This is a genomic window from Nocardia sp. NPDC055002 (assembly GCF_053608825.1).
In genome coordinates this window covers 822,135-847,975 of record NZ_JBSGWE010000001.1, presented here as the reverse complement: position 1 = coordinate 847,975, position 25,841 = coordinate 822,135, and the positions used below count along the sequence as shown (strand labels likewise).

Genomic DNA, 25,841 nt, shown 5'->3' with positions numbered 1-25,841 from the left:
TATTAAGTCAAGCCCCGAATATCGGTGGCAAACGAATTGGTATATTCGGCGCGCGACACGCGCGAGATCGGGATGTCTACCATTAAATCCGGAGTCGTGGTCTGCTCTAGGTGTTCCGTGGAGTGTCGAATGTCGACAGGGCCGCGATCAGAAGATTCGGTCGATCGATGAGTTCGACTGCCGTAATGGCAAAATTTGCCGATCACGCAGGGGATATGCCGGATCGGGGACGGAGGTCGCACCATCGGCAATCGGTCTGCGTCGCGCGCGGCAGCGTGACATCCGCGGCTCTATCGCCTCGACCTGCGGTGCTGTCGGAATATTGGTTTCGCACGGAATGTCCGTATTAGCGACCGACCTGAATTGAATTGTTACTAGGGTGTTCCCTGAAAATCGTATGCCAGCTGTTTGCTGTCAGGCTAATGTCGAGGAGATGTTTCGGATAGGAGTCGGCTGGGTACCGCACCTCGCGGGGTGTCGGATCGGTGTTTACCGGATCCGTATCGGTCCTGAGTACAGCAAGGGGAATTCGTATGGCTGTTCGGCGGTAAATGGACCCGCATTCGGCGGTTGTGGCGCACATGAATATCTGGGGTAGGAAAGCGCACGGATCTCCATACTCGGAGTCCGTGCTAGGTCGATAGCCATGCGAGGGGTCGGTTGATCATGGAGTCTGTCGAGAGCTGTGCCGGTAATCAGGAGCTTATTCCGCTTTCCTCTGCGCAATACGGCATGTGGTTCGCGGACAGTGCGCATAGTGGACCGGCGACCAACATCGCGCAATACGTCGAGATCGAGGGGCGGATCGACGTCGCCCTGTTCAACGCGGCGGTGCACGAGGCGGCCGAGGAGACCGAGTCGCTCATGGTGCGGGTGGTCGAGGTGGAAGGTCGTCCCTACCAGGTCGTCGACCGTGACATCACGTTCAACGAACTCGTGCTCGACTTCGGCACGCACAGCGATCCGATGGCCGCGGCGCTGGAATGGATGCGCCGCGACTACACCCGGCAGATCGACATCACCCGAGATCAACTCGCGGTCACGCGGCTGATCAGGATCAGCGATGACCTGCACCTGTGGTATGCGCGCGCCCACCACCTCGTGATCGACGGCTATGGCGCGTTCAACGTGTTGTGCCGGGTCGCCGAGCACTACAACGCGCTGTCGGAAGGCAGGCCACCGGCTCGGCCGGTGGCCGCTCACCTGCGCGAGATCGCCGCGGGGGAACAGGACTATCGGGAGGGCTCGCGATTCGAGGCCGATCGACGGTACTGGCTCGACAAGGTCGCCGATCTGCCCGCACCCGCGGGTCTGTCCGGTCGGTCGGCGCGCCCGGGCACCGTGGACGAGGTTGCGGCACGCGAACTTCCGGCGCAGCTGTGCGCGCTGCTCGATCGTCGTTCGGCCGAGCTCGACGCGTCGGCCGCGCAGGTCGTCGTCGCGGCGTTCGCTGCCTTCTTCACGCGGATGACCGGCGCCGACGAGGTGGTGCTCTCGGTCCCGATGAGCGCCAGGGTCACCGTGAAACTGCGCAACGCCGCGGCGATGCTGGCCAATATGGTGCCGATCCGCTTCGCGATCGATGACGCGACCACTGTGGCGCAGCTGGTCAAGGCATCGATCAGCGAGCTGGTCTCCGCGCTGCGTCATCAGCGCTACCGCTTCGAGGATCTGCGTCGTGAATCCGCCTCGATCGACAACTCCGCCAACACTTTCGGGCCCGTCGTCAACATCTTGTTCTTCGACTCCGAGATCCGTCTCGGCGACGCCGTCGGGCGCTATCACGCGCTCACCTCGGGCGCGCTGGAGGATCTGCAGGTCAATCTCTATCGGACCGGTCCCGACGCGCCGCTGCTGATCGAGCTGCACGGCAACGGTAACCTCTACAGTCAGCGCGACATCGACGCGCACGCCGACCGATTCATCGATTTTCTGCACCGATTCATCGAGGCCGACGCCGGCGAGCGGGTGGTGGAACTGCCGCTGGTGTCCGCCGCGCAGGAGCTCGCGATCATCGGCGAGTCGGCTGGTGTCGAGGGCGTCGCCCCGGTCGAGACGCTGGTGGATTCGCTGTCGCGACAAGCTCATTCGACCCCGCTCGCGGAAGCGGTCACCGCCGGGGGCAAGACGATCACGTATCGGGACCTCGATGAGCGTTCCACCCGGCTCGCCCGGCGTTTGATCGCCCGTGGCGCGGGTCCGGGCACGCTGGTCGCCATCGCGCTGCCGCGTGGCACCCAGCTGCTCGTCGCGATGCTCGCCGTCCTGAAATCCGGTGCCGCGTATCTGCCGCTGGATATCACCCATCCGCAGGAGCGGCTGGAATACGTGGTCGGCCGAGCGGATCCGGCAGTCGTCATCGTCGAAGAGACCGGACTGTCGGAAGGTCGCGGCCAGACGCTGGTTCTCGGGCAGGACGACGACCTCGACGGTGCCGCGGACCCGATCAGCGATGACGAGCGCACCGCGCCACTGCGGCCTGACGACGCCGCCTACGTCATTTTCACCTCCGGTTCCACGGGGCGGCCCAAGGGTGTGGTGATCAGCCACCGCTCGGTGGTCACCTACTTGGCGAATGCGTGTGCCGCTCTGGATGTCCGGGCCGACGATGTGTGGACATGGCTGCACTCGGTGGCCTTCGACTACTCGATCTGGGAGGTTTTCGGCCCGCTCGTCACCGGCGGCCGCGTCGTGGTCGCCGATGCCCCGACCACGCGCGCGCCCGATGAGCTGATTCGCCTGACCGTTCGTGAACGCGTCACCGTGTTCAGCCAGACGCCCTCGGCGTTCTATCAATTCGCCGCAGCTCAGCGGCGCTACCTCGCGGCGGGTGCGCCCGAGGGCGCGCTGGGGCTGCGGCTGGTCGTGCTGTCGGGCGAAGGTCTGGATCCGGCGGCGTTGGCGCCCTGGTACGTGGACAACCCGGACGGGCCGGTGGTCGTCAACAGCTACGGCATCACCGAGACCACCGTGTTCGTCACCCACACCGACATGAGCGCCGATCTGGCGGTACCCGGCACGCCCAGCGTGATCGGCGCGGCGCTGCCCGGCCTGCGCGCCTACGTGCTGGATCGGCGCCTGCGACCGGCACCGGTGGGCGCGTGGGGTGAAATCTATGTAGCGGGAACGCAATTGGCTCGCGGCTATCTCGGGCAGGCGGCATTGAGTTCGGGTCGATTCGTCGCCGACCCGTGGGGTGCGCCGGGGGAGCGGATGTACCGCAGCGGCGACGTGGCCCGCCGCGATCACCACGGTGCTCTCGAATACCGCGGGCGTGCGGATCAGCAGGTACAGCTGCGCGGGTTCCGCATCGAACTCGACGAGGTCCGTGCCGCGCTGCTGGCCCATCCGGCGGTGGCCGCGGCCGCGGTGGTGGTGCATCGAGCAGGCACCGACACGGCGCGTCTGGTGGGATACGTCGTACCGGCAGGCGCCGACTGCGATGTCGACGCCGTGGTCGCGCAGGCGGGTTCGTCGCTGCCGGACTACATGATCCCCAATGTCGTGCTGGTCGTCGACGAACTGCCGCTGACGGTCAACGGCAAACTCGATCTGCGTGCATTGCCCGAACCGGCCGCCGGGAGCACCGCGAGCTATGTCGCGCCGCGCTCCGATGCCGAAGAGGTCGTCGCGCACGTCTTCGCCGAGGTGCTCGGGGTGGACCGGGTCGGCGCGTTCGAGAATTTCTTCGAGGTGGGCGGCAACTCGCTCACCGCGGCGGGCGCCGTCGCCCGGGTCGCCGATGCCACCGAATGCGCACTGTCGGTGCGTGATCTGTTCGCCAATCCGACGGTGGCAGGGTTCGCCGCGTGCGTGGGCCGGGCACGGCGCCGGGTGCGGCCCACACTGACGCCGATCGCGCGCGACGGCCTGTTGCCGCTGGCTCCCGCGCAACATCGGATGTGGTTGATCAACCGCGTCGACCCCGAGTCCGCCGCCTACAACATTCCGCTGGTCCTGCGGTTGACCGGGCGACTCGACCCCGCCGCACTGCGCATGGCGCTGGGCGACGTCCTCGATCGCCATGAGGCGCTGCGAACGCGCTACCCCGCCCGTGACGGCCACGGGACGCAGGAGGTTATGTCGGCCGAGGCAGCTCTGGCCGACTTCGACTGCGTCCCAGAACGACTCGGGCAAGACCGGCTCGCCGGCCGGATCCGCGAGCTGACGGCCGACGGCTTCGATGTCTGCGCCCGCCCACCGCTGCGCGCGGACTTGCTCACGATCGGCCCCGACACGCATGTGCTGGTGCTGGTCCTGCACCACATCTGCTGTGACGGTACGTCGTTGGCGCCGCTGGCAGCCGACTTCGCCGCCGCCTACGCGGCCCGGTCACAGGCAACGGCGCCTGATCAGGTCCCACCTCGGGTGCAGTACGCCGACTACGCCGACTGGCACCGTCGTCTGCTCGGCGACGAAGCGGATCCGGATTCGCTCGCCGCTGACCAGTTGCGGTATTGGACAACCCAATTGGCCGATGCGCCCGCAGTGCTCGAGTTGCCGGCCGACCGGCCCCGGCCTGCCCGCCGTTCGATGCACGGTGAGGCCGTCACCACGCAGCTGCCCGCCCGGACCTACGCCGAGATCGAGCGACTCGCCCGCGCCGCGGACGTCACCCCGTTCATGGTGGTCCACGCCGCACTCGCCGTTCTGCTGGCCCGGCTGTCGGGAACCGGCGACATCGTGATCGGCGCCCCGCTGGCCGGACGCGGCGAGCCTGATCTTGCTCCGCTGGTGGGAATGTTCGTCAACACCGTGGCGCTGCGCACGCCGATTCGCGGCGAGGAGTCGTTCACCGCCCTGCTCGAACGCGTCAAGGACATCGACATCGATGCCTTCGCGCACGGCGAGCTGCCCTTCGACCGGGTCGTGGAAGAGCTCGATCCGCGGCGCTCGGCGGCCTACGCGCCCGTGTGCCAGGTGTATCTGGCCTTCGACAACACCGAACTGCCCCGCCTGGCCCTGCCCGACCTCACGGTGGACGTTGTCGATCCCGGCGCCGAACCCGCGAAGGTCGACCTCGTCGTCACCGTGGGCGCGAACGCCGCGGGCACCGGCGACGTCGCGGTGCGGCTCAACTACGCGAGCGACCTGTTCGATCCCGCCACCGTCGAACAGATGGCCGCACGGCTGGGCCGGATCCTGGACGCGGTGGTGGCGAACCCCGCTGTGCCGGTGGGCGATGTGGAACTGCTGTCCGCCGCCGAACGCGCCGTGCTGTCTCCGGTTCGGGGCGCCGACGCGGTACCCGGCGTGGCGCTGTCGGATCTGCTGGCCCGAGGTGTCGCGATCTCGCCGGAAGGTCCGGCTGTCGTGTCCGGGACACAGTGCCTGGATTTCGCGGAACTGGACGCGTTGTCGAATCGGTTCGCCCGGCGCCTGCTCGACGAAGGAGCCCGACCCGGTGCGGTGGTGGCGATGGTCCTGCCGCGCTCGGTCGATTTCGTGGTCGCGGTATGGGCCGTCGCCAAAACCGGTGCCGCCCTGGTGCTGATCGACCCGCGCAACCCGCGGGATCGGGTCGCCTCGATGCTCGCCGACAGCGCGCCCCGAGTGGTCTTGACCAGCGCCGAAGTCGAGGGCGCTGCGCCCGAGGGACCGTGGACGTTGCTGGTGGTCGCGGACCCGGTCTCGCGCAGCGTCACCGCCGGGTACTCGTCCGCGCCGGTGACCGACACCGACCGTGGCAGGCCCGTGCACCCCGGCGACGTGGCGTATGTGATCTACACCTCCGGAACGACCGGCGTGCCGAAGGGTGTCGAGGTCACCAACCAGGGGCTGGCGAACTTCGCCGCCGAACAACAGGACCGCTATGACGTCGAGCCCACCGTGCGGGTCCTGCAGGCCGCCGGTCCGGGATTCGACGCGGTGATGCTGGAGATTCTGCTCGCCCACCCCGGTGGCGCCGCGCTGATCGTGTCCCCGCCCGATGTCTACGCGGGCACCGAACTCGCGGCACTCGTTCGGGCACAAGGGGTTACCCATGCCTTCCTGACGCCGACCGTGCTGGCTTCGATGTCGCCGGAGAACCTGGAGTGCCTGCGGGTGCTGGTCTCCGGTGGCGAAGCCCTCACGGCAGAGCTCGCCGCGACCTGGGCGCCGGGGCGCCGGCTGTTCAACGGCTACGGACCCACCGAGACCACGATCATGGTCGCGATCAGCGACCCGATTCCCGCGCAGGGGCCGATCACCATCGGCGGGCCCATTCGCGGGATCTCCGCGCAGGTCCTCGACTCCCGGCTGCGGCCGGTGCCGATCGGTACGGCGGGCGAACTCTACATCGGCGGTGTGCAATTGGCGCGCGGCTACCTCGGCCGACCCACGGTGACAGCAACCAGTTTCGTCGCCGATCCCCGTGGCGCGGGCACCCGGATGTACCGCACGGGCGACCTCGTCCGGTGGACCTCGGAGCAGACCATCGAATACCTGGGCCGCGCCGACCACCAGGTGAAGATCCGCGGGCAGCGCACCGAACTGGGCGAGATCGAAGCGGTACTCGCCGAGGATCCCGCGGTGACCCACGCGGTCGTCGTGATCCACGCCGGCGCGGGGGCCGACCGGCTCGTCGGCTACCTGGTCGGCGCGGGCGTGGACGCGGAGCGGGTGCGCGCGGCCGCGCGCGACCGGCTTCCGGCGCACATGGTGCCTGATGTGTGCATGGTGCTCGACCGATTCCCGCTGACCGCCAGCGGCAAACTCGATCGCGCCGTACTGCCCGAGCCGGTGTTCCCGCAGGCCGTCGAAGACATCGCACCGCGCACGCCCACCGAACAACTCGTCGCCGGTATCTACCGCGATGTGCTAGGCGTAGCGCACGTGAGCGCGCTCGACAACTTCTTCGATCTGGGCGGCAACTCGCTCACCGCGACCAAGGCCGCGGCGCGCCTGTCCGAGGTGTTCGGCACCGGCATCGCGGTGCGGGCGCTGTTCGAGACGCCGACCGTCGACGCGCTCGCTCGCGAGCTGGATTCGGTGGATGGGCAGGCCGATCAGGGGTCGGTACATCACCGGCTGGTGCCGCAGCCGCGTCCGGATCGGATTCCGCTCTCGCCCGCGCAGGCCAGGATGTGGTTCCTGAACCAGTTCGATACCTCGGCCGCGGTCTACAACGTGCCCGTCGTCGTGCGGATCTCCGGGCCGCTCGACGTCGACCTGCTCCGGTCGGCACTGGCCGACGTGATCGTCAGGCACGAGACACTGCGCACCCGATACCCCGACAGTGACAGCGGACCGTGGCAGGAGATCCTGTCCCCGGCTTCGGCACCGCAGCTGCGGTGCGTCGAGGTCGCCGAGACCGAGATCGCCGAACGGATCGCGAACGAGACCGCCCTCGGCTTCGATGTGAGCACCGAGGTCCCGTTCCGGATCGCGTTGCTGCGCACCGCCGCCGAGGAATGGACCGTGGTGCTCACCGTGCACCACATCGCCATCGACGGATCCTCGCTCGCGCCGCTGGCCACCGACCTTGCCGTGGCCTATCGGGCGCGAACGGCGGGCGAGGCGCCTGCCTTCGCGCCCCTGCCGGTCCAGTACGCCGACTACACGCTGTGGCAGCGGCGAAACCTCGGCGTGCAGGAAGACCCGGCCAGTGTGACCGCGGGCCAGATCCGGTACTGGATCGCGGCACTGGCCGACCTGCCGCAGATGCTGGACCTGCCGACCGACCGTCCGCGTCCCGCACAGCAGTCCTACCGCGGGGCGAGCATGTCTGCCACGATTCCCGCCGACCTGCACCGCGACATCATCGCTCTCGCACGGCGTTACGACTCGACGCTGTTCATGGTGACCCATGCGGCGTTCGCGATCTTGCTGGCGAGGCTGTCGGGCACCGGCGACATCGCGGTCGGCACCCCGGTCGCCGGGCGCGGCGAGCCCGCCCTCGACCCGCTGATCGGCATGTTCGTCAACACGCTGGTATTGCGCGTCCAGGTCGATCCCGCGGCCCCGTTCACGGAGATACTCGAGCGCGCCCGCGAATGTGATCTCGGTGCGTTCGACAATGCCGCGATCCCGTTCGAACAGCTGGTGGAGGTCCTCAATCCGCCGCGCAGCACCGCGCACGAGCCACTGACCCAGGTCGGTTTCTCGTTCCAGAACATCGATATCCCGACGCTGCGCCTGGGCGGGCTCACGGTGGCGGCCGACCTCGTCGAACCGGGTGTCGCCAAGTACGACCTGCATCTAACCCTGGTCGACACGGTCGACGCGGACGGTGCTCCCGGTGACATGCAGGTCGAGTTCGGGTATGCGACCGACCTTTTCGACGAAGCCACGATCGTGCCGATCTTCGAGCGGTTCGTCGCCATCCTGCGCGGTGTCGTCGCCGATCCCGGTGTGCCCGTGGGTGATCTGCCGCTACTCAGTCCGCGCGAACTCGACGAACTGGCGCTGCGCGAATCCGGCCCCGATGCCCCCTCGGACGGTGCGACGATCGCGGATCTGTTCGCGAGACAGGTCGCGGCGACACCGGAGAATATCGCGGTCGTCGACGGCGAGGGTGGGGATGTGCTCACCTACGCCGCGTTCGGCGCCGAGGTGAACGCGCTGGCGCGAGGGCTGATCGGCCGCGGTATCGGGCCGGGAAGCGTGGTGGCCGTGGCCGTGCACCGCTCGGTCGAGCTGCTCACCGCGCTCTACGCCATCCACGCGGCAGGCGCCGCCTACCTCCCGCTGGATCCCGACCACCCCGTCGACCGGCTGCGCACGGTCCTGGCTACCGCGCGACCCGACGGGGTGCTGATCGGCGACGACATCGACCTGCCGACCCAGGCGCCGGTCTGGCGTCTGTCGGATCTCACCTCGCCCGCGACCGGGACCGCGCCGGTCACCGACGCCGATCGGATCAGGCCGCTGCGCCCGCAGGATCTGGCGTATGTCGTCTTCACCTCCGGGTCGACCGGTGTTCCCAAGGGTGTGGCACTCACCCACGAGGCAGTCGTCAACCAACTCCGTTGGCTCACTGGGCATTACGGGATCGGCAGCGACGACGTGCTGCTTCTGCGCACGCCCGCGACCTTCGACCTGTCGGTGTGGGAATTGTTCACCGCACCCACCGCCGGTGCCGCGCTGGTCGTGGCCGGGCGCGACGATCACACCGACCCGACCGCCGTCGCACGGCTGATCGCTCGTCACGGCGTGACCGTGGTCGACTTCGTTCCCTCACTGCTGTCGGCGTTCCTCGACATCGCGAACCCGGACGATCTCGCCGCCGTCCGTCAGGTGCTGTGCATCGGTGAGGCGCTGGACTCCGCGACCGTTCGCCGGTTCCGCGACGTCAGCGAAGCGCGCATCGACAACCTGTACGGCCCGACGGAAGCGGCCGTGAGCGTCACCGCCTACGAGATCGGCGAGCTCGACGGACCCGTCGTGTCGATCGGTACGCCCGAGGCGAACGTCGTCACGCACGTGCTCGACGCACGGCTGCGGCCCGTCCCCGCCGGTGTGACGGGCGAGCTGTATCTCGGCGGAATCCAGCTCGCCCGTGGGTACCATGCCCGCGCGGACCTGACGGCGAGCGCGTTCGTGGCCGACCCGTTCGGCTCGACGCCGGGGGCGCGCCTCTACCGGACCGGCGACCTGGTCCGGTGGGACACGGCAGGCCGGCTGCGGTACGTCGGCCGCCGTGATTCCCAGGTGAAGATTCGCGGCCTGCGCGTCGAACTCGGCGACATCGAGGCCGCGCTCCTCGCCCACGATCACATCGATGGCGCGGTCGTGCGGGTGTATACGGTCGCCGAGGGGCAGATCCTGGTGGCCTATGCCGTGAGCGACGAGGCGATCGACCCCGACTCGCTGCGGACGTACCTGCTGTCGCGCCTGCCCGCGTACATGGTGCCCGTCCAGGTGATTCGGATCGACACGATCCCGCTCACGGCCAACGGTAAGATCGACTACCGAGCCCTCCCGGCCCCCGACACCCGCGCCGCCGCGACGCGCTACCGCGCTCCTCGCGGGATCGCGGAGGAGACAATCGCCGGGGTGATCGGCGAACTGGTGCAGACTCCCTGGGTCGGCGCCGACCAGAACTTCTTCACCCTCGGTGGCAATTCGCTGCTGGCGACCCGCGTGCTCAGCCGCATCGGCGAAGTCCTCGGGGTAACGATTCCCGTACGCGCCATCTTCGAAGCGCCGACCGTGGCGGAACTGGCCCGCTGGGTCGAACAGCAGCGCGCCGTCGGCGATGTCGCGGGACCGGTGGCGAAACCGAGGCCCGAGCGCATCCCGCTCTCGCCCGCGCAGAGCCGGATGTGGCTGCTCAACCAGCTGAACCCCGAGTCGGCGAGTTACGTGGTGCCACTGTCGATCCGCCTCGACGGCGAACTCGACATCGAGGCCATGACGGCCGCGTTGCGCGATGTCATCGAACGGCACGAGATCTTGCGCACCACCTATCCGGCCCACGACGGCACCCCCGCGCAGGTCGTACTGACCGCCGATGACGTCGTCGCGGCCTGCGATCTCGCCGTGCGCCCGGTGTCCGCCGATGAACTGCTCCCACGGCTGACAGAGTTCTTCGGCACCGGCTTCGACGTCTCGGCGGGCGCCCCGCTGCGCGTGGCTTTGTTCCGGCTCACCGACACCGCGCACGCACTGGCGCTTTCGGTGCATCACATCAATTGCGACGGCTACTCGGTGGCGCCGCTGGCCGCCGACATCATCGAGGCCTATCGCGCACGCCGGATCGGCAATGCACCCGAATGGGCTCCGCTACCAGTGCAATTCGCTGACTACGCCATCTGGCAGCGCGAATTGCTGGCCGCACCCGACTCCGCGCCGGGTCGCGACCTGCTGTACTGGCGCACCCAACTCGCGGGGATCCCGGATGTGCTGGCGCTGCCCACCGACCGTCCGCGCCCGCTCGAGCAGTCCCACCGCGGTGCGACCGTCCACGCCGCGGTGCCCTCCCGGGTGGCCGAAGCCGTGGCGGCCTTGGCGCGGCGCAGCGGCGTGACCCCGTTCATGGTGGCGCACACCGCCCTTGCCGTCCTGCTCGCGCAATTGTCGGGCAGCGACGACATCGCCATCGGCGTCCCGTACGCGGGTCGCGGCGACCGTGCCCTCGATCGCCTCGTCGGCATGTTCGTCAACACCCTGGTTCTGCGCACTCGCGTCCGCCCCGACCAGCGGTTCACCGACCTGATCGAAATGACCAGACGCACCGACATCGAAGCGTTCGATCATGCCGCCGTTCCGTTCGAACAGCTGGTGGAGGTGCTGAATCCGGCGCGCTCGACGGCACATGCGCCGTTGTTCCAGGTGATGCTCGCCTATCAGAACATGGCGCCCGCCCAGCTCGAGCTGCCGGGGCTCGAGGTCGGTGGCATCGATGTCGGCGCCGACGCGGCGATCTGCGATCTGCTGCTCATGATCACCGAGGACCGGGGCCCGCACAACGAGCTCGCGGGCATGAACCTGCGCCTGACCTATGCCACCGATCTGTTCGACGACGCCACCGCGCACCGGTTCACCGAACAGCTCGTCCGTGTCCTGGATGCCGTCAGCGCCGACGAGCAGATCATCGCCGGGGAGATCGACCTCGCCGACGAAATGAGCCGCAATCGGCTTCTGCGACCGCTGGACGCCCCATTGGTGAGCACGGACCGCACGCTGGTCGATGCCTTCGACGAGCAGGTAGCGCGCACCCCGGACGCTGTCGCCGTCCGAGTCCCCGGCGGCCGCGCTCTGACCTACCGCGAATTCGACGACACCGTGAACCGCCTCGCCCGTCACCTCATAGATCTGGGCGCGGGCCCCGAAACGACGGTGGCCGTGGCGATTCACCGCTCGATCGACTTGATCACGGCCGTCTACGCCGTCGTGAAGTCCGGTGCCGCCTTCGTTCCGCTCGACCCGGACCACCCCACGGCGCGGCTGGCACACGTCCTGTCGGTCGCCCGGCCACTGCTGATCGTCACCACATCGAGCGACGAGAGCTCCCTCCCCGTCGCCATCGAGCGTGTCCGCCTCGACGAGCTGGACCTGAGCGCGTACCCCAGCGGGCCGGTCGGTGACGACGAACGTCGCGCACCGCTGCGCGCCGACAACGCCGCGTACGTGCTGTTCACCTCGGGCTCGACCGGTGCACCGAAGGGTGTCGCACTCACCCACGCCGCCACCGCCCACCAGTTGGCCTGGGCGCAAAGAGAATTCCCGCACGATGCGTCGGATGTGGTGCTGCACAAGACCCCGATCACCTTCGACATCGCGGTGTGGGAGTTGTTCTGGCCGTTGCAGACCGGCGCGCAGATCGTCGTCGCCGACCCCGCCGGCCACCGCGACCCTGCCTACCTGGTCGCGATCATCGCCGACGAGCAGGTCAGCACCGTGCATTTCGTCCCGTCGATGCTCGAGGTGCTGCTCGAGCACACCGGCACGACGCGGCTGCCGTCGGTCCGCTATGTGTTCCCGGCAGGTGAGGCGCTGGCCCAGCGCACCGCGGTACGCGCCAGGCAGACCTTCGACCGGGCCGAGGTCGTCAACTGGTACGGCCCCGCCGAGGCGGAAGTCGTGACGGCATACCGCTGCACGGCGGGTTCACGTGCACGGCGAACGGTCCCGATCGGTTACCCGGTTTCCGGAATGTCCGCATACGTGCTGAATGCCAGGCTTCGACCCGTCCCAGTCGGCGTTGTCGGCGACCTGTACGTCTCGGGCACCCAGCTCGCTCGTGGCTACCACCACAGGCCGGATCTCACGTGCGGCCGGTTCGTCGCCCATCCGTTCGGCGAGCCGGGGGACCGCCTCTATCGCACCGGTGATCTCGTTCGCTGGTCATGGGACGGTGATCTGGAGTATGTGGGCCGCAGTGACTTCCAGGTGAAATTCCACGGCCAACGGGTCGAGCCCGCGGATATCGAGGCCGCGCTGCGCTCGATCGACGATATCTCCGGAGCAGTCGCGATCGTTTCCGCTGACCGGATCACGGCGTATGTGTCGCCGAGACCGGGTGCGACCCTCACCGGATCGAAGGTCCGCAAACACCTCACCCGACTGCTTCCGTCCTACCTGGTGCCGGCACGAATTCAGGTGCTCGACACCATGCCGCTCAGCTCCAACGGCAAGGTGGACAGGTCTGCCCTGTCGCACGTTGCCTTCGACGACGCGGACGGCTTCATAGCCTCCGACGCGGACAATGCCGCGACGCGGGCGACGATGCTGGCCGAGTTCGTCGCCCGCACAGACCGTGAGGCGGTGCTGGCGAAGATCGTCGCCGAGATCGTCGGCGCCGACCAGGTCAGTGTCGTTGCCGATCTGTTCGAGCTCGGGGTGAACTCGCTGTCGGCCGCTCAGGTGGCGGCCCGGGCCGAGGCCGCGCTGCACGTGCGAGTCGGTGTCCGCGATGTCTTCGATGCCCCGACCGTCGCTGAGCTGGCCGAACGCATCGCGACGCGCGATGACTACGCATCGGTGCCGCTGGTCCGCCGCGGGCACGGGTCCGAAATCCCCCTGGCAGCCGCCCAGCGGCGTATCTGGATCCTCAATCAGCTCGACCCCGCGTCCGGTGCGTACAACATCGGTTTCGCGGCCAGGCTGAGCGGACCGCTCGACGTGGCGGCGCTGCGGGCCGCGATGGTGGATGTGGTCAGCCGGCACGAGACCCTCCGCACGACCTATCCCGCGGTGGGCGGGCAACCGCAGCAGCTCGTCCACGACAGCACGGTCGGCGCCGCCGACATCGAACTGGCCGACGTCGACGATTCGACGGTGCTGACAGACCGGCTGCGCGAAGCAGTCGAGTCGGGCTTCGACGTTGCCACCGACATGCCGGTCCGCGTCCGTCTGTACCGCACGGGCGCCGACGACCACGTATTGGTCCTGGTGGTGCACCACATCGCCGCTGACGGTGCGTCGATGGCGCCGCTCGCCCGGGATGTGTTCACCGCCTACCGGTCTCGCCGCACGGGCTCGGCACCGGTGTGGCCGGCGTTGCCCGTCGATTACGCCGACTACGCGGTCTGGCAGCGCGAACTGCTCGGCGCCGAGGACGACCCCACTTCGCTGGCCGGGCGCCAGATCGCCTACTGGCAGCGGATTCTCGCCGACGCACCCGAACTGCTCGCCCTGCCGACCGACAGCCCACGGCCCGCGGTGCTGTCGATGGACGGTGGCAGTGTCGCCTTCACGATCGAGCCGGGTCTGCACGATGCCGTCGTCGCATTCGCGCACGGCGAAGGTGCCACGGTGTTCATGGTCTTGCACGCTGCCCTGGCGATTCTGCTCTCGCGCACCGCGCACACCGACGATATCTCGATCGGTACCCCGGTCGGCGGTCGCGGCCGCCCCGAACTCGACGATCTGGTCGGCATGTTCGTCAACACGGTGGTCCTGCGCACCCGCGTAGCCGAGCAACTGTCGTTGCGTGAGTTCCTGGCCGACCTGCGTGGCGCGGATCTGGAAGGGCTGGCTCACGCGGACGTACCGTTCGAGCGTCTGGTCGAGATACTGAATCGGGCGGGGTCGACCGCGTATTCACCGCTCTATCAGGTGATGCTGGGCTTCCGCAATGCCGACCCCACTCGGTTCGAACTCGACGATATCGGCATCGAGGTGCTCGATCCCGGAGTTGCCCAGGCCAAGACCGACCTCACGGTGCTGCTGAACGAACGTGCCGACGGAGCGGGTATCGACGGTGAGATCGTCTACGCCACCGACCTGTTCACCGAGGCCACCGCGGCTCGGTTCGCCGACCGCCTGCTGCGGATTCTCGAGACGATCACCACGCGACCGGACACCATGGTCGGGGACATCGACTTGCTGAGCCCCGAGGAGACCACGTGCTTGCTCCCTGCCGGGCGCGAGTCCGCCGGGGTGCCGAAGACACTGCCGTCCCTGCTCACCGTGGCTGCCGCCGACCCGGAGGCGACCGCGCTGATCGGTGCCGACGAGACGCTGACCTATGGCGAGCTCGACCGGCGTTCCGGTCAGCTCGCCGTGCTGCTGGCACGGGCAGGCGCGATGCCGGGAACCTATGTCGCCCTGGCCGTGCCGCGATCGGTGGCCTACCACGTGGTGCTGTGGGCGATCGCGAAGACCGGTGCCGCGTTCGTGCCGATGGATCTGCGTTACCCCGCGGACCGGCTGGCGCACATGGCCCAGGACTCCGGCGTCACGCTCGGTGTGACGCTGGACGCGGCGCGCTCGTCACTGCCGGACACGGTCGAGTGGCTGTGCCTCGACGACGACCAGGTGATCACCGAACTGTCCACCGCGCCGACAGATCACCCCTTCCGGGCAGCACGCCTTGATGATGCCGCGTACCTGGTGTACACCTCCGGCTCGACGGGCAAGCCGAAGGGCGTGGTCGTCACGCACGCGGGGTTGTCGGCGTTCGCGCGCGAGAAGCACCAGCACTATCAGGTGGATCGAGAATCACGGGTCCTGCAGGTCGCCGCGCCCGCGTTCGACGCGGTGATGATGGAATCGCTGATGGCCTACGCGGCGGGCGCTGCCCTTGTCGTCTCGCCCGCCGAGGTGTTCGCCGGTGTGGAACTGACCGAACTGATTCGCGCGCACCGGGTTTCGCACGCGTTCCTGACGCCCAGCGTGCTGGCGACCTTGCGGCCGGAGGGGCTCGACGCGCTGCGGATGCTCACCATCGGTGGCGAGGCGCTGTCCGCCGAACTCGTCGCGGCGTGGGCGCCGGGCCGTCGCTTCCACAATGTGTACGGGCCGACCGAGACCACGATCGCGGTGTGCGTCAGTGCCGCGTTGCAGCCCGGTGATCCGATCACCATCGGCACCCCGATCCGCGGGGTGTGGGCCGTCGTGCTCGACAGCCGGCTGCGGCCGGTACCGGTCGGTGTCGTCGGAGAGCTGTACTTGGCGGGCAACGCGCTGGCCCGCGGCTACCTGAATCGGCCGGGGGCGAGCGCGGGTGCGTTCGTGGCCGATCCGTTCGGTGCACCGGGCGCCCGGATGTACCGCACCGGTGACCTGGTGCGCTGGAGCGCCGAGCACACCATCGAATACGTGGGCCGCGCCGACTTCCAGGTCAAGATCCGTGGTCAGCGGGTGGAACTCGGCGAGATCGACGCGGCACTGGTCGCCTGCCCGAACGTCGCTTCGGCGGTCACGGTGAGCAGGCGTGGCCAGGCCGGGCAACCGACGTTGGTCGGCTACCTGGTGGCCGCCGAGGGGCGAACGATCGACACGGCCGCGATCCGCGACCGGATCTCGGGCGCACTGCCCGACCACATGGTGCCCGCTGTGCTCATGGTGCTGGACGAGATGCCGGTCTCGTCGACGGGCAAGGTGAATCGGCGCGCACTGCCCGAACCCGGTGCCGAAGTGCCGGATTCGGCCGTGGCCGCCGCGGCGAGCGAGCTGGAGGCGACCATCGCGGGGATCTTCGCCGAGGTGCTCGGTGTGGCCTCGGTGGGTGCGGACGAGTCGTTCTTCGCGCGTGGCGGTGACTCGATCATGTCGATCCAGCTGGCGTCGCGATTGAAGACCGCGGGCGTGGTCGTAACGGCACGGGACATCTTCGAGCACCGGACCGTTCGTGGGCTGGCCGCCGTGGCCGGGGGCGCCGGACGGGTGCGTCTCGAGGAGCTGCCCGGCGGTGGCATCGGCGAGGTGACGCGAACGCCGATCGTGTCCTGGTACCTCGACCGTCCCACCGGCGATCGGTTCGCGCAGTCGCTGCTGGTCGAGCTGCCCGGCGACGCCCGCTCGGCCGACGTGATCGCGACGGTCCAAGCGGTGCTGGATCGGCACGACATGCTGCGTGCGCGTATGAGTGTCGCGCACCTCGAAGTGTTGGCGCCCGGAGCGATCGACGCCGAGAGGCTGGTGTCGGTGCGTGCATTCGGTGCCGAGAGTGCCCCTGGCAGTGCGGGTTTCACGTCGTTGGTCGAGGAGGCCCTCGAAGAGGCTTCGGCCGCGCTGAACCCGGTGGATGCCGTCATGATGCAGATCATCTGCCTGCTGCCCGAGCCCGGCGTGGCGTCGCGGGGGCGCGCGCTGATCGTGATCCACCACCTGGTGGTCGACGGCGTCTCCTGGCGCATCCTGATTCCCGACTTCGTCTCCGCGTGGCAGCAGGTCGGTGCGGGGCGAGTGGTCGAACTGCCCGAGGTCGGCACCTCGATGCGCCGGTGGGCCGAGGCCGTGTCCGCCGCCGCGGGCAGCCGTGCCGAGGAGCTGGCGCTGTGGCAGCGGATGGGGTCACGACCTGAACCGCTGCTCGGGCGCGCACCCCTCGACCCAGCAGCCGACGTGCACGCCACGGTCGAGCGGCTGACGCTGACGCTGCCTGTCGAGCTGACCACCGCCCTGACGGATGCGGTGCCCCGCGCCGCGCATGCCACCGCCGATGACGCCCTGCTCGCGGGCCTCGTTCTCGCACTGGGACGTTGGCGTGCCCGGCGCGATGTCGACCACTCCGGTGCGCGCATCCTGCTCGAAAGCCATGGGCGCGAAGAGCAACTCGCCCCGGGCGCCGACCTGTCCCGCACCGTCGGCTGGTTCACCAGCGCCTACCCGGTGGATCTCGACATCGACGGCACCGATCCTCGTGCCGCGGTGAAGGCGGTCAAGGAACAGCTGCGAACCGTGCCCGACAAGGGCATCGGCTACGGCATGCTGCGATACCTGAACCCGGCGACCGCCGATCGGTTGGCTTCGCTGCCCGCACCACAGATCAGTTTCAACAACCTCGGCCGGGCGGGCGTCGACATCTCGGCACTGTCCGGGCTCGCCTGGATTCCCGCCGACGAGGAATTCGACCACCAGGGCTCGTTCGATCCGGACATGCCCGCGTCCGCCGCGCTGACCCTCGACATCAACACCGTCGACACCCCCGGCGGGTCGACCCTCGCCGTGCAGATCGGTTATGCCGCACGGCTTCTCGATCGTGATGACGTCGAGGAACTTCTCGACGAGTGGACGGCGGCCCTCGAGCGGATCGCGGAAGCGTCGGCACAAGAGCAAGATTGGGGACTGTCCCCGTCCGACATCCCGTTGGTCGCGCTGACCCAACAGGACCTCGACGTCTTCACCGAACGCTACGGACCGATCGAGGCCGTGTGGTCGATGGCGCCGTTGCAAGCGGGGCTGCTGTTCCACGCCGAACTCGCCGCGGGCGACCTCGATGTGTACACGGCGCAGTCGGAGATGACGCTCACCGGGCCGGTCGACGAGGCGCGGCTGCGGCGAGCTGCGGCGGACCTGCTGCATCGGCATCCGAACCTGCGGGCGGCGTTCACCCGAACGATCGATGGTGGTGTCGCGCAGGTTGTTCCGGCGCATTCGGCCGTGCACTGGCGCCGCGTCGAGGCCCCCGAGACAGCACTGTCGCAGATCCTGGCAGCCGAACGCGAAACGGCCTTCGACCCGGCCGATCCGCCGCTGGTGCGATTCGTCCTCGTCGCCGTCGCACCCACCGAATTCCGGCTGATCCTGACCGCGCACCACCTGCTGCTCGACGGCTGGTCACTGCCGTTGCTGCTGCGCGACCTGGTCGGGTTGTACGCGGCAGGCGCGGACGCCGCCCTGCTGCCTCCCGCGCCGTCCTACGGCGACTACCTGGCCTGGCTGGACCGGCGCGACACCACCGCCGGTGTCGAGATCTGGCGCGACACCATGGCGGGCTTCACCGAACCCACCTTGATCGCCGACACGGTCGGCGAGGCCACCGTCGAGGTGCCGACCGATCTGAGCATCGATCTCGACGACGACATCACCACCGCCCTCACCGCACTCGCCCGCACTTCGGGTGCCACGATGTCGACGATCGTGCAATTCGCGTGGGCGACGGTGCTGGCCAACCAGCTGGGCCGCGAGCGGATCGTGTTCGGCGAGACCGTCTCCGGCCGACCGGCCGAGGTGCCCGGCGTCGAGTCGATGATCGGGCTGTTCATCAACACGCTGCCGGTACCGGTCCTCGTGCGTGGTGACCGGACCATCATGGCGGCGCTGGAACAGTTGCAGGCGAACAAGACCCGGCTGCTCGACCACCACCACGTCGAACTGTCCGGCATCATGGCCGCGCTCGGCGGCGGACAGCTGTTCGACACCCTGGTGGCATTCGAGTCCTACCCGGTCGACAGCAGCGGACTCGGTGACGCCGATATCGATGGAGTGCGGGTTACGGAGGTTGCAGGCACCGATGCCGCGCACTACCCGATCACCGTGCAGGCCCACCACACCGACACCTTGCACATCCGCCTTCGGTATCAGGCGGCTCGCGTCGAGAAGGTGACCGCCGCCGGGCTCGCCGACCGTGTCGAGCGGGTTCTGCGTGCCCTCGCCACCGACCCGACCGGGCGCGTCGGCGATATCGACCTGCTCTCGGCCGCGGAGCGTGCGGCACTCGTCCCGGCCAGGGGGGCGGAACGGGTGGTTCCCGAACCATTGACCGATCTGTTGCGCCACGGCGTGACCCGACACCCCGAGGGCGTGGCGGTGCTGTCCGGGACCGAGACGGTGAGCTTCACCGAACTCGATACCCGGGCACATCGGCTGGCGCAGTGGCTGGTCGAGCACGGTGTCGACACGGGGGACACCGTCGGGGTGGTCATGCCGCGCTCGATCCCGTTGATCACCACGATCTGGGCGCTCGCCGAGATCGGCGCCGCGTGTGCGCTACTCGACCCCCGCAACCCGCGAGAGCGGCTCGCGGTCATGCTGTCCGACTGTGGTGCCCGTGTCGTGCTGACAGTCGCGGAGGTGAGTGATGCAGTGCCGGAAGGGGAGTGGGCACGCCTGGCCGTCGACGATCCGTCGGCCGAGCGCGAGATCGCGAGCCGACCTTCGCGCGCGGTGACACGGACCGTCCGCGACACCGACCTGGCCTATGTCATCTACACTTCCGGAACCACCGGCACCCCCAAGGGCGTCGCGGTGACCCAGGCGGGAATGGCGAACTTCGCCGCCGAGCAACGGGACCGGTACCAGGTCGGCCCGGATTCACGGGTGCTGCAGTGTGCCGCACCAGGATTCGATGCCGTCATGCTCGAAGTCCTGATGGCGCATCCGCACGGTGCGGCGCTGGTCATCGCGCCGCCCGACACCTACGCGGGCGCGGAGCTGGCCGGGCTCATCCGCGACAACGCGGTCACCCACGCCTTCCTCACCCCGACCGTGCTGGCGACCATGTCACCCGACGGGCTGGACAGCCTCAGGGTTCTGGTCGCCGGCGGCGAGGCCGTGCCCGCCGAACTCGCCGCGCTCTGGGCGCCGCGACGCCGGTTGTTCAACGGCTACGGACCCACCGAGACCACGATCATGGTCGCCATCAGCGATCCCCTCGCACCGCCCGAACCGATCACCCTGGGTGGTCCGATTCGCGGAACATCCGCAGTGGTGCTGGACTCGCACCTGCGGCCCGTGCCGATCGGGGTGACCGGCGAACTGTATGTCAGCGGCATCCAGCTCGCCCGCGGATACCTCGGCCGTCCCGGCGCGACCGCCGCCACGTTCCTCGCCAACCCCTACGATCCGGGCGCCCGGATGTACCGCACCGGCGACCGGGTCCGATGGACCGCCGACCACACACTCGACTACGTCGGCCGTACCGACCATCAGGTCAAGATCCGTGGCCAGCGGATCGAACTCGGCGAGATCGAGGCCGTCCTCGCCGAACACCGATCGGTCACCCATGCGGTAGCGGTGCTGCGCACCGACGACAACGGCGCGGACCGGCTCGTGGGCTACCTCATCGGCGACACGATCGACCCCGAGCACGTGCGGGCATCGGCACGCCGCCGGCTACCGGCCCACATGGTTCCCGACATCTGCGTTGTGCTGGAGCAGCTTCCGCTGACCACCACCGGAAAACTCGACCGCGGCGCACTGCCGATGCCGAGTTTCGCCGCTGCCGGATATCTGGCGCCGAGCGATCCGACCGAGTGCCTCGTCGCCGACATCTGCGCCGAAGTGCTGGACCTGCCCCGAGTCGGCATGCGCGACAACTTCTTCGACCTCGGTGGCAATTCGCTGACCGCGACGAGGCTGACCGCTCGCCTGAGCTCCACGCTGGGCATCCGGGTGGCGGTGCGCGACCTGTTCGAGTACCCGCGCATGGCCGACCTCGCCGCCCGGCTCACCGGCCATGACCGGGTCGAACGCCCGGCACTGACCCGGCGGCCCGACACCGGCCCTATCCCGCTCTCGCCCGCCCAGCAGCGGATGTGGTTCCTCAACCAACTAGACGCCTCCGTCGGCGCCTACAACGTGCCGCTGGTGATCCGGCTGACCGGCGAGCTGGAAATCCCCGCGTTGCGGACAGCCTGCGCGATGGTGATCGGCCGCCACGAATCGTTGCGGACGAAATTCCCGGTGATCGACGGTATCCCGTGGCAGGTGATCGTCGACGTCGACGAAGTCGTGCCCGACCTGATCCCGATTGCGATCGAGGAATCGGTGCTGCCGAAGGCGGCAGCGGCGGTGCTGTCGAGGAGCTTCCAGTTCTCCGAGGCGCCGCCGGTGCGGGCCGAACTGTTCGATCTCGGCCCGGATGATCACGTGCTGGTGATCGCCGTGCACCACATCTGCGCGGACGGGCTCTCGATGATCCCGTTGGCCCGCGACGTCGCGGCCGCCTATCACGCGGTGATCACCGCGAGCGTGCCCTCGTGGCCGCAGCTCACGGTCCAGTATCCGGACTACGCGCTGTGGCAACACGATCTGCTCGGCGACGAGCACGATCCGGAGTCGCTGCTGTCGCGTCAGCTGGACTACTGGCGCGCTACCCTCACCGGGCTGCCCGAACTCCTCGAACTGCCGACCGACATGCCGCGTCCGCCGGTCGCGTCGATGCGCGGCCGGACCATCGACTTCGACATCGAGGCACCGCTGCAGGAGCGGATCGCCGCGGTCGCGCGGGCCGCGGGTGCGACGCCGTTCATGGTGGCTCACGCCGCGCTGGCTGTCCTGCTGGCACGGCTGGCGAACACCCGCGACATCGCGGTCGGTACACCGGTCTCCGGGCGCGGGGAACGTGAACTCGACGACCTGATCGGCATGTTCGTCAACACTGTCGTCCTGCGCACCGACGTCTCTGCCGATCAGCCGTTCGACGTACTTCTGGCCGACGTCCGGGCAGCCGATCTGGCGGCCCTCGCACACGCGGAGGTCTCCTTCGAGCAGGTCGTCGAGGCGCTCAATCCGCCGCGTTCGACCGCGCATCTGCCGCTGTACCAGGTGACGATCGACTACCAGAATCTCGACGAGGTGGTGCTCGAACTACCGGGGATCTCGGTGGAACCGGTCGAGGACTATGTCGATCAGGCGCAGTCGGATCTCAATGTGAAGCTGGTCGAGCGGTTCGCCCCCGACGGTCTCCCGCTGGGTACGCTCGGCCGATTGACCTACGCCACAGACCTTTTCGTCGAGGAATCGATGGAGCGGTTCGCGCAGTGGTATCTGCGCATCCTGGAGGCGGTGACCGCGAATCCGCGGGCGATCATCGGTGACATCGAGTTCATGCAACCGAGGCAGCGCCTCGAAGTTCTCGATGCGGCAGGCGTGGCGGGCGCGCACGTTCCCGAGGAAACGATCGGTGGATTGTTCGCCCGGCGCGTGGCTGTGGCCCCGGATTCGGTCGCGGTGACCGACGGGACGACGGTCCTGACCTACGCGGAACTGGATCGGCGCGCGAAGTCTGTCGCCGCCCGACTGATCGCCTCCGGTGCGGGCCCCGAAACACTGGTCGCCGTCGCGATGCCGCGCTCGGCCGAGTTGGCGGTCGGGCTGCTGGCTGTGGTCATGTCGGGTGCGGGCTACCTGCCTGTCGATGTGGCGTACCCGGCCGAGCGGCTCCGGTTCGTGCTCGACGACGCACGACCGGTAGCGATGCTGACCACGTCGGCGATGGCGTCGCGGACACCCGAATTCGCCGGGCCGACAGTCCTTGTGGATGACGACAACGTCGTCGACAGCGCGCAGAAATCTGCCGCGCTACCGGACAACGTCGCCTACATGATCTACACCTCGGGCTCCACCGGTCGGCCGAAGGGTGTCGCGGTCACCCACCGCGATGTGGCTACCCTGCTCACCCACACCGCGGAGAAGTTCGACGTCGGCCCCGACGACGTCTGGACACTGTTCCATTCCTACGCTTTCGATTTCGCGGTCTGGGAGATGTGGGGCGCCCTGCTCTCGGGCGGTCGCCTGGTGATCGTCGACTACGACACCACGCGCACGCCCGGCGCCTTCGTCGAGCTCGTGGCGCGCGAGCAGGTCACCGTGCTCAGCCAAACGCCGTCGGCGTTCTACGGATTCGTCGACGCGGAGCGCCGCTACCGTGGGGCGGGCGGCGCCGACCTCGCGTTGCGCTACATCGTGTTCGGCGGTGAAGCGCTCGACCCGTCCCGGCTGACCGGCTGGTTCCTCGCCCACCCGGCGGGCACGCCGACACTGGTCAACATGTACGGCATCACCGAGACGACCGTGCATGTCAGCTACGCCGAGGTCGATCAGTCGGGCGGCGGCGGGATCGGTCGCGCCTTACCCGGTCTGACGGTGTACGTGCTCGACGAGCGGCTGCGGCCGGTTCCGGTCGGCGTCGCCGGTGACCTCTACGTCGGCGGCGGCCAGCTCTCGCGCGGCTATCACGGGGCGGGCGCGCTGACGTCGGGCCGGTTCGTGGCTGATCCGTTCGGCACCCCGGGTAGCCGCCTGTACCGGACCGGCGATGTCGGCCGGTGGCGTCGCGGCGGGTACGGCCTCGAACTGGACTACCTCGGGCGCGCCGACGCGCAGATCCAATTGCGTGGGTTCCGTATCGAATTGGGGGAGGTGGAATCGGCGCTGCTCCGTCATCCCGGTGTCGCCCAGGCGGCAGCCGCGGTGCATCGCCACGCCAAGGACGTCGACCAGCTGATCGGTTATGTCGTCCCGGCCGACGGGCAGGAAATCGACCCGGCGCGGGTCCGTGACACCGCTGCCGACTTGCTCACCGGTTATATGGTGCCCTCGGCCGTCGTGGTGCTCTCGGCGCTGCCGGTGACGGTCAACGGCAAGCTCGACCGAAAAGCTTTGCCCGCACCCGACTTCGCCCGCGCCGAGGACGAATACGACGCGCCGCGATCACCGTCCGAGATCGCTATCGCCGAGGTCTTCGCACGCACCCTGAACGTGGCCAGGGTGAGCGCCGGTGCCGGCTTCTTCGATCTGGGCGGCAACTCACTGCTCGCGACCATGGCGGTGGCCGAACTGCAGGGCCGCGGCGTGCAACTCGAACTGCCGTGGATGTTCGATGACGCGACACCGCGGGCACTGGCGCGCCGGGTCGACGAGGCCGAGGGCGGTTCGGGCATGCAGGTGCTGCTGCCCTTGCGGCCCGCGGGCGAAGCCACACCGCTGTTCGCGATCCACCCGGCGGGCGGACTGGCGTGGTTCTACGGCGGACTCGTCGGACATCTGCGCGGTGACCGGCCGGTGTTCGGCCTGCAGGACCCGCATGTCGTCGCCGCCGAGCCCCCGGCCACGTCGATCGAGGAGCTCGCGCACCGCTACGTCGACGAGATCCGCCGGACCCAGGCCACCGGGCCGTACCACCTGCTCGGCTGGTCGCTGGGCGGTGAGATCGCCCACGCGGTCGCGACACAGCTGCAAGAACAGGGCGAACAGGTCGCGCTGCTGGCCATGATGGACAGCGCGGTCGGTGCGCCACCGATCACTCCCGACACCGATGCCGCGCCGGGGGAGCTGATGGCCGATCTGCTCGGTGGCTGGCGGGAACTGTTCGACCTCGGCGACACCGTCACCGCGAGCACCACCGAGCAGGCATGGCAGGTGATCCGCGATCAGATCACCGGTACCGGCCTGTTCGGTGCCGACCAGGTGGACCGGGTGATGGAGAGTTTCGCCACCGCGGGCGAACTCGCCGACGACTATCACCCACGGATCTTCGACGGCGACCTGATCTTCTTCACCGCGGGCAAAGACCGCGATGACACCGAGGCCGTCGCGCGGACGTGGCAACCGCACGTCACCGGCCGTATCCACAACACTGTTCTCGACGCTCGCCATCTCGAGCTGACCCACCCGTCCGCGCTGGCCGTGATCGGCCCGATCCTCGAAGGATTCATGAACTGATGACGACACAGCAGCAACTGCGCCTCGACGACGGCCGTACCGTCACCTGCACCAGCCCCGCCGAAGCGCGCATGCTCTGGAACGAGATGATCGCCGACGGGTACTACCGCCAGGCCGCCGCCACCCTGCGTCCCGGTGACCTCGCGGTCGACATCGGCGCCAATATCGGGCTCAGCGCGATGATGTTCGCCGAAACGCGCCCCGGTGTCCGCGTGATCGCCGCCGAACCCGCTCCCGCCACCTTCGACTGTCTGCACCGCAATATGGAAGCCCATGTGCCGGGCGGTGTTGCCCTCGAGGTCGCAGTGGGCGCCGCACCCGGTGTGCTGCCGTTCACCTGGTACCCCCGCGCCACCGCGAACTCGAGTCTGTATGCCGACCGTGAAGCCGACGACGATGCGACGAAGACCTTCCTGCGCAACAGTGGTCTGCCCGACGACGCGATCAGCCTCATCACCCGCGGCCTGCACGACGGCGAGCAGATCGATGTCGAGGTCACGACGGTATCGGCGATCCTCGCGCAGGAAGATCCGGTCGCCGAGATCGGCGTGCTGAAGATCGACGTCGAGCGCGCCGAATTCGATGTCCTGCTCGGCATCACCGAATCCGACTGGCCCCGCATCCGCGCCGTCGTCGCCGAGGTGCACGACCGCGACGGCCGCCTCGCCGAATTCTGCGAGGTCCTCAATCTCCACGGACTCACCTCGCGTACCAGGCAGGACCCGTCGCTGGCCGGCACCGAACTGCACGAGGTGTATGCCGTGCGGGCCTGATGGCACGGGTCGTACTGGCGCGCGGGC

Annotated in this window: 2 protein-coding genes; both read left to right on the top strand. The window is 68.7% G+C overall.

Annotated features, from left to right (window positions below; translation table 11 throughout):
• Positions 1-666 precede the first annotated feature (666 nt).
• Positions 667-25,041, top strand: coding sequence for a non-ribosomal peptide synthase/polyketide synthase (locus ACWF99_RS03955; protein ID WP_452534540.1), 24,375 nt, complete (start codon positions 667-669; stop codon positions 25,039-25,041).
• A complete protein-coding gene (locus ACWF99_RS03950; RefSeq protein ID WP_452534539.1) occupies positions 25,041-25,814 on the top strand; it encodes an FkbM family methyltransferase in 774 nt (257 codons plus the stop codon). The genes ACWF99_RS03955 and ACWF99_RS03950 overlap by 1 nt, the downstream gene beginning before the upstream one ends.
• The last annotated feature ends 27 nt before the right edge of the window (positions 25,815-25,841 follow it).

Excerpts from the sequence above, each read along its gene's own strand:
- ACWF99_RS03955 (WP_452534540.1), top strand. The coding sequence starts at position 667 with ATGGAGTCTGTCGAGAGCTGTGCCGGTAATCAGGAGCTTATTCCGCTT.
- ACWF99_RS03950 (WP_452534539.1), top strand. The coding sequence starts at position 25,041 with ATGACGACACAGCAGCAACTGCGCCTCGACGACGGCCGTACCGTCACC.